This is a genomic window from Enterobacter chengduensis (assembly GCF_001984825.2).
Taxonomy (GTDB): Bacteria; Pseudomonadota; Gammaproteobacteria; order Enterobacterales; family Enterobacteriaceae; genus Enterobacter; species Enterobacter chengduensis.
In genome coordinates this window covers 482,848-496,181 of the sequence record NZ_CP043318.1, presented here as the reverse complement: position 1 = coordinate 496,181, position 13,334 = coordinate 482,848, and the positions used below count along the sequence as shown (strand labels likewise).

Sequence of the window (13,334 nt, the reverse complement as noted above, 5' to 3'; positions counted from 1 at the left end):
GATAATCGTGCAACGTGAAGACGTACTGGGACAAGCCCTGCAATTACTTGAGATTCAAGGGATCGCCAGCACCACGCTTGAGATGGTAGCCGACCGTATCGATTATCCTCTGGATGAACTTAAGCGCTTCTGGCCGGATAAAGAGGCGCTACTCTATGATGCCCTGCGCTATCTCAGCCAGCAGGTGGATATCTGGCGCAGGCAACTGATGTTGAATGAAGAGCTGACTGCGGAGCAAAAGCTGCTGGCGCGGTATACCGCCCTGACGGAATGCGTCAGCAACAACCGCTACCCGGGCTGTCTGTTCATCGCCGCCTGCACTTATTTTCCCGACCCTGGCCATCCTATCCACCAGTTGGCGGACCAGCAAAAACGGGCGGCACATGACTTCACCCACGAGCTGCTGACCACGCTGGAAGTTGATGATCCGGCAATGGTGGCGAAGCAGATGGAGCTGGTGCTGGAAGGTTGCCTCAGCCGCATGCTGGTGAACCGCAGCCAGGCCGATGTAGATACGGCGCATCGCCTGGCGGAAGATATTTTGCGTTTTGCTCAGTGCCGTATGGGCGGTGCACTGACCTAAACCAGAATGCCCGCCCAGGCGGAGACAAGCAGGCACAGCGCCATCAGGCGCTGAAAACGCACCATCGCCACGGTGGTGCGGAAAATTCGGTTCACCGCCTTCCCCAACCACGCCCAGCACATCAAACAGGCTATTGAGATCAGCAGAAACCATAGCGCCATTAGCGCAATATCCCATAATGCATGGTCGCCAGCAGGGGCAAACAGACTAACGACGGCCAACGCCATCATCCAGGTTTTGGGGTTCACTATCTGCAGCAGCGCCGCCGCCTGAGCGGTGAATCGGATAGGGCTTTCAGTGGAAAGACGAGTGGCCGGGGCGCGAAACAGTTGCCAGCTCATCCAGCTTAGCCACAGCACGCCTGTCCAGCTCATTATCTGACGTACCAGAGGATACTGACGCAGAACTTCTCCAGCGCCCGCGCCTGATACCAGCACAATTGCACTGGCGGCGATACACCCGCCCAGAACAGCAGGTACGGTACTCTTTACGCCGAAGTGCTGGCTGTTCGTCAGCACCAGGATATTGGTTGGCCCCGGCGTAATGGAGGCGACAAATGCGAACAGCAGAAAGGGTATTAAACTCACAGGAGGCTCCTTTTTATTAGAGCCATGAATGTGCCGTTATTTTTTGGAAACGTCTGGAAGGTTTGTGCACAACCGTCGGTAGTGTGCAGGAGAGAGGCGGTAAGCCCGCTGGAACCAACGTCCCAAATGGCTTTGATCGGCAAAACCCACTGCGGCAGCCACGTCAACGGGCTGGTCGCCACGCGCCAGCAATTGCCTGGCCTTTGCCAGACGCAGCTGAATAAGCCATGCGTGCGGCGCCAGGTTGAACTCGCGCTTAAAACAGCGCGTCAGGGTAAAACGATCCGTCCCCGTCTCGCGCGCAAGGTCTGAAAGCCCTACGTTCTCGCCGATATGGGCGTAGAGATAGTCGCGCGCACGGTGCGCCACGGCAGCGCTTTGTAACTGCGACGGCAGTTTTTTACGCCAGTGGCAATGGGCGGTGATTCGGGAGAGCAGATTATCCATCGTGCTCTGCTGAACGATTTTCATCTCATCATTATGCAGGGTAGAGAATGTCTCACCGATAACGCGCACCAGCTGCGGCTCTCGCGTCAGCGTTTGGGCAAAATGGAGTGAATAACTCCCGGGAGTAGATTCGTAAAGCCCATGTAGCGCACGATGAAGCCAGCGCTCATCCAGATAGAAGGTCAGATAGGTAAAGCCGCCTTCTACAGGCGCATCGCCGTCGTGAATTTCACCGGGTTCAAGGAGAAATGCGTCGCCAGGCTGGCTACGATGACGCTCACGGCGACAGTGAAACTGCTGCGTGCCGGAGAGGGTTATTCCTACCAGATAGCTATCGTGCCAGTGCGGATCAAAGGCATGCCCTTCGAAATGCGCTTTAATCGTTTCAATGCCCGTATCTGCATGCTGACGCAGTTCAAGCCAGTCATTCGCCATACTGCCCTCCTCTTACTATCAGCATTGCCGTATTACACTGGTTCTGTCTGGAAGATTTGTGCATTTTCACGGCTAAAACGAACAGATTGCCGCAAACTTAAGCAGTTGAACAGCTTTTACCTAAATAATGTTGACGATCGAGCGTGATTGCGGTTTAATGCGCTCCGTTGCCCGGATAGCTCAGTCGGTAGAGCAGGGGATTGAAAATCCCCGTGTCCTTGGTTCGATTCCGAGTCCGGGCACCACTTTCACTTCAATGTACGTCTCCCAAACATCACAAAACTCAAGTATAATCACTGCTATACGCCACTTTCCAACATTACGAACTCCACTGACCTCAACTCGATTCTCTCTAAATCAAGTTGCATCCGGGGGCTTTTCAGGGGGCTCTTTGTGTTCAATGAAAATTGAGGCCCCCATATGGCACTGACAGCCCGGCAGGTCGAGACCGCCAAGCCTAAAGAGAAGGACTATAAACTCTCTGACGAACGTGGCCTTTTTCTCCTGGTAACCACCACCGGAAAACGCTACTGGCGTATGAAATACCGTATCGCCGGTAAAGAGAAAAAGTTATCTATCGGTGTTTATCCTGAAATCTCTCTGGCTGACGCGCGTGTAAAACGCGATGAAGCCAGAAAAGTGATTGCTGATGGCGGCGATCCGAGTGAGAAAAAGCAGCTCGAAAAACTCGCCAAAAAAATATCCGTCGTAAATACCTTCAGGGCACTCGCCATGGAGTGGCATAAGCATAAGTGTATCTCATGGTCGGAAAGCTACGCAGAAAGCGTTCAGGAGGCGCTGGAGAAGGATATTTTCCCGTATGTGGGCAAACGCCCTGTCGCTGAGATCCTGCCTCTGGAGATGCTGGAAGTTTTACGGCTGATTGAAAAACGCGGTTCGCTGGAAAAATTACGTAAGGTCCGGCAGTACTGCAATCAGATCTTCCGTTACGCCATAGCAACAGGGCGTGCGACGATTAATCCAGCTGCGGAACTGACCGGTACTCTGACCGCACCAAAGACCGAGCACTTCCCTCACCTACAGGCATCCGAGTTACCCGCGTTCCTTGCCAGTCTGGCTAATTACCATGGCAGTTGCATTACGCGTATGGCAACCAGTCTGCTGCTACTGACGGGGGTTCGTACGATTGAACTTCGCGCTGCAGAATGGCAAGAGTTTGATCTGGAGAATGCATTGTGGACAATCCCCGAAAGCCGGATGAAAAAGCGCCGCAAACATCTGGTGCCTTTGTCAGACCAGGTTCTGTCGATCCTGCTGGAACTCCGCACTTATACCGGTCAGTATCAACTCGTGTTTCCAGGGCGCTGCAACATCAACAAACCGATGAGTGAAGCCAGTATCAACATGGTTATCAAACGTATCGGCTACGATGGTAAAGCTACCGGACACGGCTTTCGCCACACTATGAGCACCATTTTGCATGAGCAGGGGTTTAATACAGTCTGGATCGAGATGCAGCTCGCTCACGTGGATAAAAACAGCATTCGCGGCACATATAACCATGCACAGTATCTGGATGGAAGACGAGAAATGATGCAGTGGTACGCTGATTATATTGACAATCTTCTCAGTTCATCGACAAAAAGTTAGTGGTTGTTCACCCGCACCTGAAGGTGCGGGGAACGTAATTCTTTTATTTTTTGTTTGTTCTATAACCTTCTGGCATATTTACCGCGCTGTATGGACTTAAACGTGAAGCGATCCAGTACTGCTTTCCCTGTCGGAGCAAGTTCAGGTAAGCAAGACGTTCGGTCAGATCACGCCGTATTGTTTTTTCGCAAATGCTAAATTCGTCAGCAAGGCTCCTGACGGTCAGTGACTCGCCATTGTTGAGGCGGGTTGACCTGATCCCCGTTGATTAATACACCGCGATGTTTGTAATGTCTTCATCAGCAACGTAAGCGATGAGATGGTCTACCCCCTCCTTCACGGCGACTCTCAATACCGTCATGATGGTGGTAATTCAATCAGCGTTGAAAGGGTGAGAAACCATGTCAAGGCTGAACATTATTGGAATTGATCTTGCGAAAACAAATTTTTATCTTTTCAGCCTTTCACCGGAAGGGAAGCCTGGTGGAAGGATTAAGCTCTCTCGTGAAAAGTTGATTGGCTGGTTTACGACACAGTCCAGGATGATTGTCGCCATGGAGGCATGTGGTGCTTCTCATCACTGGGCCAGAGAAATTCAAAAGACGGGGCATGATGTTGTGATGCTACCCGCTCAGCACGTCAGGGCTTATCAGCGTCGCCAGAAAAACGACTATAACGATGCTCAGGCCATTGCCGAAGCCTGCTGGCACGGAACAATTCGCCCAGTTCCGGTAAAAACGCTATCTCAGCAGGATGAACAAACCTTTTTAAAAATGCGACGACTTGTTTCTGAAGAAAGAACGCAGTTAATCAACCATATCAGAGGGTTAATGGCAGAGTATGGTATTGTTTTGCGTAAAGGCGCAACTGAGCTTCGACGTAAATTACCCGAGTTGCTTGAAGATGCAGAGAATGGATTTACGCCCCAGATGCGTGAACTGTTACAACGGCAATATCAGCGGCTGGCGGCTCTGGATGATGAACTCATATGGTATGACAACCGACAGCGAAAAAATGCCGCCGGGGATTCAGTATGCCAGCGCCTACTTTCTATTCCGGGTTTTGGTCCACTGGTTAGTCTGGCAGTGAAAAGCTGGATGGGTGATGGAAAACAGTTTAAAAGAGGTCGGGATGCTTCAGCGGCTCTTGGGTTGGTTCCACGACAATTCAGCACAGGGGGGCAACAGGTTCTTCTGGGGATCACCAAATGTGGAAACAGCTACGTCAGATCAATGCTGATACATGGTGCCCGAGCTGTTTTGTTCAGATCCGCAGGCAAAACGGATCAACTTAGCTCATGGGTTAACCTGGTCCGGGAGAAACGAGGATTTAACAGGGCAGTCGTCGCCCTGGCAAATAAGTTAATTCGTATTGTCTGGGTTATTATCACTCGTAATGAAGTTTACCGGGTTTCGGTAGCATGAAATAAGAAGTTGAAACAGGGTAATTTATACCGTTAACTCCAGCATTGCGTAGAAAGCAGAAACGATGAAAAACAGGTCAAACCTGCATATCGAAAACCTGGGATCGGGGCTTGGCCAGAATTAATCAAGGCCGTGTAAGCGTTAAGGACGATATGCGCGAATGTTTCATCAAGGCCAGAAGCAGTAGCTTCATCAACAGGCCGAATATACGAAAGCAAACCTGTTACTTTCATTGTCACTGCGTTCTTGCAATACGGGGGAAGACCATATAGGTCCCCCTATTAAGAAGCGTTTTTACAACAAAAACCTTCACATGACCGAACGCCGTTTTCCATTCAGGTTACAAAGTGCCTCATCAGCACGATAAACCTCGGCACGGAAGGCTATTCACTTCACATTTAGCATTCTCAAGTACTTACTTTTTCTATTCACGCAGGAAACACAGTGGTATTGTTTTAAGCTAATATCGATGATGTGATACGTACCACCAAACATTGGATGGTAACTTGTTGCTTTCATGAGCCATTTTCCGTACAGCTGAAAGCGCAATCGACGCAGGGACTTAAAATGACCGGAGTATCTAGCGATCAATACGCTGCTGGTGAACAGGGCTTAGGGTATATCTATCAGCCTCGTTTTGCGCTACTTAAGCTTCTTCAGTGGCCAGAAGATACATCTGTTTTGATCGAAAAAGATGATGACCTAGACTTCGTTAGTTTTGATGGTGTCAAAACACTGGCATCGCTCAAACACAAAGGGGATGGGGATACTCTAACCGACCTGTCTACCGATTTTTGGAAGTCAGTCCGCATCTGGCTTGACCGCTATAATCGTGATGGTAAAACCGAAGCAAATCTTCGTTTCTTTTTGTTTACGACCGGATCTATCTCAAACTCCTCGTTCCTGCAACACTTCTTAGTCGAACCGCCAACAAAAGACGATAATTCAGTATCAATAACTCAACTCACCAACACAGCTCTGGCTAGAAGCAAGTCAAAACTGATCACGGCAATAGCCGATGAGTTCAATAAACTGACTGATGAGCAAAAAGATGACTTCTTATCACGGATAATCATATTTGATGGCGGGCCTCGCATTGAAGACCTCCCAACAATTATCAAAAATCAACACATGCGTATCATTAGACGCGATAACCGAGACGCTATTTTTGAACGACTTGAAGGGTGGTGGAATAACACGATAGTCGATCTGCTAACAGGGAAACGTAAAGAGGCGATTTTTGGTTATGAGATTTCCGACAAACTTGCAGCATTTTCTGAAGAGTACAAATCGGACAATCTGCCGATTACGTTCAGAGGAAAAATTCCCGTTGGAGAAATCGATGCGATGAATGATCCCAGGCTCTTTGTTGTGCAACTCCGTGAAATAGGGGTTTCCTCTAATCGTATCCGAAACGCTATTCTCGACTACTACCGAGCATTTGAGCAGCGTTCTTCATGGGCGCGTGAAAACCTTTTGGTAACAGGAGAGATGGAAGATTATGAAGACCGCCTTGTTGATGAATGGAGTCGCTATAAAGACGTAGTTTTTGAAGAATTAGATGAAAATTCAGCTGACGAAGTACTTATTACTGCGGGAAAAGCATTGTATCAATGGGCCGATCTTGAAAGTGGTAATATTCACTCATTGCGAATCCGAGAACGAGTGACTGAGCCTTATGTAGTTCGAGGAGGATTTCACATCCTTGCGAACAGTAGACCACTACCCAAAATTTTCTGGCATCCCCACTTCCTAAATAGAATTGGGCAATTGTTGGGAGCCCAAGCATGAAGCAATGGGATCAGCGTCCATTCGAGATAAGGAATCTTTTCAATCCTGCATTTTGTGGTGTTGTACTATTCAGAGCAATGCAGAGCTACGAAGAGGAAAACTCACAGGGCATGCCATTTTCTCTCGCTCTTTTAGTTTTACCATTATGTCTGCAAAAAGATTCTCGCCAAGTGTTTGCTGAAAATCCTCGCCGCTACCTTTTGAAAACTATAGAAAACAATCCCAAATTACTCATTAATTTTGCTAACCGCGTCAATAATATGCTGCCATTTACGCTTGAAGCTTTTGGAGTGCTCATGGAACGAGGATGTTTTGTCGTAACGCAAGACGGCCGATTGAAAACAATACCTAATAAAGTTCGCAAATCGGTCATAGGGACTGAAGAATCAATCTCATGCCAGCGTGTCGCGCGCTATATAGGAAAAGAATTTGCCCGTATTGCAGATCGCGTTACGGTGTACACGACCTTTGGAATACGCCCATGAAAATTAAGTCGATTCATGTCTACAGCCATGATGGCCAACGTCGGGACCTGCAATTTAAGGTTAATGGTTTAAATGTCATTACTGGCCGTTCCTCAACCGGTAAATCAGCTCTTTCTGAGATCATTGAATACTGTATGGGTCGATCTACTTTTAACGTACCAGAAGGTATTATTCGCGATAAAGTGTCATGGTTCGCAGTCATTTATCAATTTTCACAGGAACAAGTACTAATCGCGAAACCAACACCAAATGCAGGAGCCACAAGCTGTGGCACCGTTATGCTGCGACGAGGAAATGAACTGACCGCACCAAATTTCAAAGACCTCTCGGTTAACACCGATGATGATTCTGTAGTCGCACTGTTGTCACGATTACTTGGCATCCGCGAGAACCGTACAGACGTGGCAATTGGGCACAGCAGAGAAAGCTTTGAAGCAAACATCAAGCATACTTTTTATTACCTTTTCCAAAAGCAGGGCCTTGTAGCAAATAAAGATCAACTTTTTTATCGACAAAATGAGGCATTTCAGCCACAAGCTATTCGCGACACATTACCGATTCTTTTAGGTATTTCATCAAATGATCGCTATGAACTTGAGGCCAAACTCCGAACAGCACAACGAGATCTGAAAATCAACGCCAAACGTCTTGAACAAGCTCGCGATACAATCGATACATCACTGCTAAAAGGTTCTGGGCTTTTATCTGAAGCCAGAGCCGTGGGTATCATCACACAAGACAAAGAGAGAATCGGAACTGACGAAGTAATTGATGTTTTGCGTTCTGCAATGCAATGGATTCCGTCCCCCCTACCTGAAGACGATGGACATAGAATATCCATTCTTGAAAATGAAATTGCTGGTTTACGACAAGACAGACGTCAGACCCAGTCCCGAATTGATTCTGCTCGGATGTATGCCAAGCAATCAGGTAATTTTGAAAACGAAGTTTTAGAGCAGCAAGACCGATTATCTTCTATCAAGGCTCTACCGAAAAATCCGGAAACTGGTGAATGGCAATGGCCATTCTGTGAAGCAAATTTAGCACTGGAATCTCCAATTGCTAAAGCACTCCTGAGCGAACTAACAACTCTCGACGCTGAAATGAGCATTGTGGCTGGCCAACGCCCTAAAATGGATGTTTATCTTACTGAACTAGAAGATGAGGTTCAGACCATTGTAAGTTCGATAAGAGCCAAAGAAGTGGAGCTTGCTGCGGCAATCGCGGCAAACGAAGTTATTGAGCAATTAGGCACACGCAATAATGCTGCGGCAAGAGTAATTGGTCGTATAAGTTTGTTCCTTGAAGACCTTGTACCTAACTCAGAACTGGCCACATATGAAGCAGAAAATCGTCGTCTAAAGCTCAAAGTCGAAGACCTACAAAGGAAATTTGGAGCTGATAGCAGCCATGAAAGACTCATATCTATTCTGAATAACATTTCGTCACAGATTACACGCTACATCCAGGCTTTTGATGCAGAATTTCAGGGGCTCCCTGCACGGTTTGATCTAAGCCAAATGACTATTATCTTTGATCGTACAGATCGTCCGGTACCAATGAGTCGAACTGGCGGTGGCGAAAATCATCTCGCTTATCACCTGTCTGCCTTGTTAGCCCTTCATCTCTTTGCTTCAAAGAACAATTGCCCCATTCCTCAGTTTCTTTTAATTGATCAGCCTACCCAAGTTTATTTCCCTTCTGAAAAAATTTACCAGGAAGCTGATGGTACTGTTCAGAAAACGGAAGCTGATGCTGACTTAGCAGCAGTACGTAGACTGTTTGCGTTACTGCTGAAGTTTACACAAGAAGAAGTCCCAGGCTTCCAGCTTATCGTGACAGAGCACGCAAATCTTCGCGACCAGTGGTTCCAGGATGCTTTAACCGAGCTTCCCTGGACCAAGCCCCCTGCCCTGGTACCAGAAGACTGGCCTTTACCGTCAGAATTACCAAATTAAGCACGAGTTTTGAAAATCCCCGCATCTTTGGTTCGATTGCGAGTCTTGCACCAAATTCATATCAACGGACCTCCATGGTGGTCCGTTTTTGCATTCTAAGCCCGCCGAAATCAACACTTCTACAATACCTTAACTCCGCCTGACCGTAAGCGCACCGTGAAGGACGTGGGGTAAAAATTAGTTTACAGAGAGGGTGACGTTCCAGGGCAGCAGTTCTTTCACGCGGTTGGCGGGCCAGGTGTTGATGACGCTGATCACATGGCGCAGCCAGGCTTCCGGCTCGATGCCGTTAAGTTTGCAGCTACCGATCAGGCTGTACATCACTGCCGCACTGTCACCACCACCATCAGAGCCGAAGAACATGTAGTTACGGCGCCCCAGCGCAACCACCCGGAGGGCGTTTTCATACTGAACCGCCCCGGTTTTCCTGGAGAGAGTTAAGTTCGGAAGTTCAGGCTGCCAGAACCTTGTTCCCGATGGAAGCGTAATACGCTTTTTCTGCCTCTATCGGAGGGATGTGACCAAGTCGTTCCAGCAACCGACGATTGTTGTACCAGTCCCCCCATGCCAGCGTAGCCAGTTCCACTTCTGAGCGCTTCTTCCAGGCCTGACGGTGGATGACCTCCGCTTTGTACAGACCGTTGATACTCTCCGCCATCGCGTTATCATACGAGTCACCGGTACTCCCCGTGGAAGCCAGCAGCTCTGCATCCTGCAACCGCTGCGTGTAGGCCAGCGAGACATACTGAGAGCCTTTGTCGCTGTGATGGATGGTGCCCGAAGGTCGCCGTGACCACAGTGCCTGTTCCAGCGCATCCAGGACGAACGACGTTTCCATCGATGATGAGACCCGCCAGCCCACGATGACGCCAGCGAACACGTCGATAATGAACGCCACATAGGCGAAGCCCTGCCAGGTGATGACGTAGGTAAAATCTGCACACCAAAGCTGGTTGGGACATTCCGCTACGAACTGGCGGTTTACCCTGTCCTGTGCTGCGGTATCTCTGCGACTGGTTGTGGTGCGGACTTTTTTGCCCTGGAGCACGCCTGCGAGCCCCATCAGTTTCATCAACCGTACCACTGTACATCTGGCCACGCCGATGCCCTCCCGCTGTAACTGACGCCAGACCTTGCGGGCTCCATAGACGCCATAGTTATCGTCGTACACCCGCTGTATCTGCACCTTCAGAAGCGCATCACGCTGCGAGCGCAGGCTGTGTTTTTCCGGCGATTGCTGACGTTGCTGATGCCAGTAATATGTCGACGGGGCAATATCCAGCTCGCGGCATACCGGCCCGACCCCGTGGGCACCACTCAGACGTTCGAGCAGTGGCATTATTTTTTCCAGTGGCGGTCGAGCTCCGCCTGAGCAAAATAGGCTGATGCCTGACGCAGAATATCATTGCTGCGACGCAACTCCCGGTTTTCCCTCTCCAGCTCTTTTAAACGTTGACGTTCGTTACTGGTCAGCTCGCCATCACCAGTCCTGACGGGGCTGATACCACCGCGTAAGTCATTTCTGTGCTGGCGTAGCCAGCCTTTCAGGGTATCGTAATGACAACCAATTTTTGACGATATGGCACGGATAGCATCCGGTTCAGAGTCATATTCATCAAGATGCTCAATGAGCATTCTGACAGCGCGCTCACGTAATTCCGGCGGGTAACGATTAGCTGATTTTGATTTCATCAGGGATCTCCTTTTACTGAGAGTTTAGTCTCCAGGATTCCCGGGGCGGTTCAATCGAAGAAGCAATACGGGGCCTCCCTGCAACTGAGCGGCTGGCAGCCAGGCAGTCCCGAAGTAAGCCGCTGCTGATATCCCTGCATGACTGGTTAGTGGAGAAAAGCGCCACTCTGTCGAAAAAATCCCGTCTGGGCGAAGCGTTCGCTTATGCCCTGAACCAGTGGGATGCGCTGTGCTACTACTGTGATGATGGCCTGGCAGAGCCTGATAACAACACAGCCGAACGAGCCCTTCGTGCCGTCTGTCTTGGGAAAAAGAATTTTATCTTCTTCGGCAGCGACCACGGCGGTGAGCGCGGAGCCCTGCTGTATGGTCTTATCGGAACATGCAGGCTCAATGGTATCGATCCGGAGGCCTACCTTCGCCATATCCTGAGCGTACTGCCGGAATGGCCCAGCAACAAAGTGGCGGAACTGCTGCCATGGAACGTGGTTCTTACCGATAAATAACCGTCAATACGGCGCTCGTTTAACGCTTACACATTCCGGCGGTGATCGCGTTGCGTATTCTGGCGGAACGTGAACGCTATTTCTGGTTTTGCGTGAACGCGTATTCCGGCGGAAAATACCCCGATTTTGCACCATGACCAGAATCACTGTTCATTTTGCCAGAATCGGTGTTCACCCGACCGGAATTGCCGTTCACGTTGCCAGAATCATTCTTAACGCATTGATTTTTGATGCTATATCTATCCCTTTTATTCCAGGGTGTGATATATGCCAAACAAGAGAATCGCAATGCATAAAATCCATGAAATTTTAAGGCTGCGTTTTGAAGTCGGCCTGTCCTTCCGCCAGATAAGCCAGTGCGCAGATGTCAGCACGGGTGCCATCCAGAAAATGCTCAAACGACTTGAAGCCGCTGGGATCTCCTGGCCACTTCCGGAAGGAATGTCAGAGCCCCTACTTGCCAGTCTGCTTTATCCTGAGTCTGACAGTCGTCCTGGCGCGCTGGAGGATCCCGACTGGGCTGAAATCCATATGGAGCTGCGTAAAAAGGCGTCACCCGCCACCTGCTGTGGGAGGAATACTGCCAGAGGATGCCGGTTCGGGCGTACAGCTACTCGCAGTTCTGCTGCCGCTACCAGACCTGGTGCCAGTCACAGAAACGCTCCATGCGCCAGCAGCATCTTGCCGGTGAAAAATGCTTTATCGACTATTGTGGACCCACAGTGTCGGTTATCTCACCTGAGACGGGTGAATGCCGGCAGGCCCAGATCTTCGTGGCGGTGCTGGGCGCATCAAACTACACCTTCGCGGAGGCTACCTATACGCAGTCGCTGTCAGACTGGCTTCTCAGCCACGTCAGGATGCTGGAGTTCTTCGGTGGAGTCCCCGAAATCCTGGTTCCGGATAACCTGAAAAGCGGGGTTAGCAAAGCCAGTCGTTACGATCCCGAACTGAATCCCTCCTATCAGCAGCTGGCTGAGCATTATCAGGTTGCGGTGATACCTGCCCGCCCCAGAAAACCCAGAGACAAGCCGAAGGCGGAAGTTGGCGTTCAGATCGTCGAACGCTGGATCCTGGCCCGGCTCCGTCACCAGGTCTTCTTCTCGCTTGCTGAGCTGAACCACTGTATCCGTACGCTGGTAACCGGGCTCAACGAACGTCCCTTCAAAAAACTGCCGGGCAATCGCCGTGAGGCCTTCGAAAGGCTGGACAAAACTGTGCTCAGGCCATTACCGGTGCAGCAGTGGCGCTACCGGCACATCAAAAAAGCGAAGGTGAATATCGATTATCACGTGGAATATGAACAGCATCACTACTCAGTCCCCCATCAGCACGTCGGTAAAACGGTGGAGCTTCATGCCTTCGACAACCTGCTTGAAGTCTGGTCTGACGGGCAGATGATCGCCAGTCACCCGCGGCGTCTTCATCCGGGCAACAGTACGGCAGCAGAACATATGCCGGAGCGCCATCGTCATCATCAGCAGTGGACGCCAGAGCGGCTGAAAAGCTGGGCGGCCGGTGTGGGCTCCGACACCTTCACGTGGGTCAGCGAGCGTCTGGCTGAAAAAGCGCATCCGGAACAGGCCTATCGCCTGTGTCTGGGGCTGCTGAGCCTGACGCGTGAATATCCTTCTGAGCGCGTCAATAACAGCTGTCGGCTGGCCAATGCAGAGGGGTTAACCCGGCTGAAGCAGATAAAGTCGATCCTGAAGAATAACCGCGACCTGGTTCCGGCGGACAAAGATCTGCACCCGTCCCGGGAGCTTCCTCAGGAACATGAAAACATCCGTGGCCCACGCCACTTCCACTGAAACA

Annotated in this window: 10 protein-coding genes, 1 tRNA gene, 3 pseudogenes and 1 other annotated feature; of the genes and pseudogenes, 9 read left to right on the top strand and 5 right to left on the bottom strand. The window is 50.1% G+C overall.

Going from position 1 to position 13,334, the window contains the following annotated elements; all coding sequences use genetic code 11:
• Window positions 1–7 precede the first annotated feature (7 nt).
• Window positions 8–583 carry a transcriptional regulator gene (locus tag FY206_RS02410; protein ID WP_032643754.1) on the top strand — a complete coding sequence of 192 codons (576 nt, stop codon included), beginning with the start codon at window positions 8–10 and terminating at the stop codon, window positions 581–583.
• On the opposite strand, the gene FY206_RS02405 is transcribed toward FY206_RS02410, so the two are convergent.
• A complete protein-coding gene (locus FY206_RS02405; RefSeq protein ID WP_032643752.1) occupies window positions 580–1,170 on the bottom strand; it encodes a LysE family translocator in 591 nt (196 codons plus the stop codon). The two genes, FY206_RS02410 and FY206_RS02405, sit on opposite strands and share 4 nt — an antisense overlap.
• Window positions 1,171–1,206: 36 nt before the next feature.
• Window positions 1,207–2,052 (bottom strand): AraC family transcriptional regulator, encoded by an 846-nt coding sequence (locus FY206_RS02400; protein WP_032643750.1) that lies wholly within the window; start codon window positions 2,050–2,052, stop codon window positions 1,207–1,209.
• 169 nt (window positions 2,053–2,221) lie between these two features.
• On the opposite strand from FY206_RS02400, the gene FY206_RS02395 reads away from it, so the two are divergent.
• Both FY206_RS02395 and FY206_RS02390 read left to right on the top strand, forming a co-directional pair.
• Window positions 2,222–2,297 (top strand) — tRNA-Phe (locus tag FY206_RS02395).
• A gap of 175 nt (window positions 2,298–2,472) precedes the next feature.
• The gene (locus FY206_RS02390) at window positions 2,473–3,663 is read left to right on the top strand and encodes a tyrosine-type recombinase/integrase (protein WP_016154414.1); all 1,191 of its coding nucleotides are present in this window, start codon (window positions 2,473–2,475) and stop codon (window positions 3,661–3,663) included.
• 43 nt (window positions 3,664–3,706) lie between these two features.
• On the opposite strand, the gene FY206_RS25500 is transcribed toward FY206_RS02390, so the two are convergent.
• On the bottom strand, window positions 3,707–3,889 hold the full coding sequence (locus tag FY206_RS25500) for a helix-turn-helix domain-containing protein (protein WP_223226790.1): 183 nt from the start codon (window positions 3,887–3,889) through the stop codon (window positions 3,707–3,709).
• Window positions 3,890–4,064: 175 nt separating this feature from the next.
• On the opposite strand from FY206_RS25500, the gene FY206_RS02380 reads away from it, so the two are divergent.
• From FY206_RS02380 to FY206_RS02365, 4 genes are all read left to right on the top strand, one after another.
• Entirely contained in the window at window positions 4,065–5,087 is a 1,023-nt protein-coding gene (locus tag FY206_RS02380) for an IS110 family RNA-guided transposase (RefSeq protein WP_016154415.1), read from the top strand.
• Between the two features lie 567 nt (window positions 5,088–5,654).
• Window positions 5,655–6,878, top strand: a complete 1,224-nt coding sequence (locus FY206_RS02375) for an ABC-three component system protein (protein ID WP_016154416.1) — start codon at window positions 5,655–5,657, stop codon at window positions 6,876–6,878.
• Window positions 6,875–7,363, top strand: a complete 489-nt coding sequence (locus tag FY206_RS02370; protein WP_016154417.1) for a three component ABC system middle component — start codon at window positions 6,875–6,877, stop codon at window positions 7,361–7,363. The genes FY206_RS02375 and FY206_RS02370 overlap by 4 nt, the downstream gene beginning before the upstream one ends.
• The gene (locus FY206_RS02365; RefSeq protein WP_016154418.1) at window positions 7,360–9,321 is read left to right on the top strand and encodes a DUF3732 domain-containing protein; all 1,962 of its coding nucleotides are present in this window, start codon (window positions 7,360–7,362) and stop codon (window positions 9,319–9,321) included. The genes FY206_RS02370 and FY206_RS02365 overlap by 4 nt, the downstream gene beginning before the upstream one ends.
• A 177-nt stretch (window positions 9,322–9,498) precedes the next feature.
• Here FY206_RS02365 and FY206_RS02360 read toward each other — a convergent pair.
• Both FY206_RS02360 and FY206_RS02355 read right to left on the bottom strand, forming a co-directional pair.
• A pseudogene (locus FY206_RS02360) lies at window positions 9,499–9,726 on the bottom strand (transposase domain-containing protein); the annotation flags it as partial.
• 46 nt (window positions 9,727–9,772) lie between these two features.
• Window positions 9,773–11,013, bottom strand: a protein-coding gene (locus FY206_RS02355) for an IS3 family transposase (RefSeq protein ID WP_162838707.1) whose coding sequence is annotated in 2 segments (ribosomal slippage) — window positions 9,773–10,698 and window positions 10,698–11,013 — 1,242 coding nt in all. Because the reading frame shifts where the segments join, the coding sequence is not laid out codon by codon here.
• Window positions 10,589–10,705 (bottom strand) — a sequence feature (AL1L pseudoknot). Its footprint overlaps the gene before it by 117 nt.
• A 50-nt stretch (window positions 11,014–11,063) precedes the next feature.
• On the opposite strand from FY206_RS02355, the pseudogene FY206_RS02350 reads away from it, so the two are divergent.
• A pseudogene (locus FY206_RS02350) lies at window positions 11,064–11,519 on the top strand (IS66 family transposase); the annotation flags it as partial.
• Window positions 11,520–11,786: 267 nt separating this feature from the next.
• Window positions 11,787–13,330: pseudogene (gene istA, locus FY206_RS02345) on the top strand (IS21 family transposase).
• The last annotated feature ends 4 nt before the right edge of the window (window positions 13,331–13,334 follow it).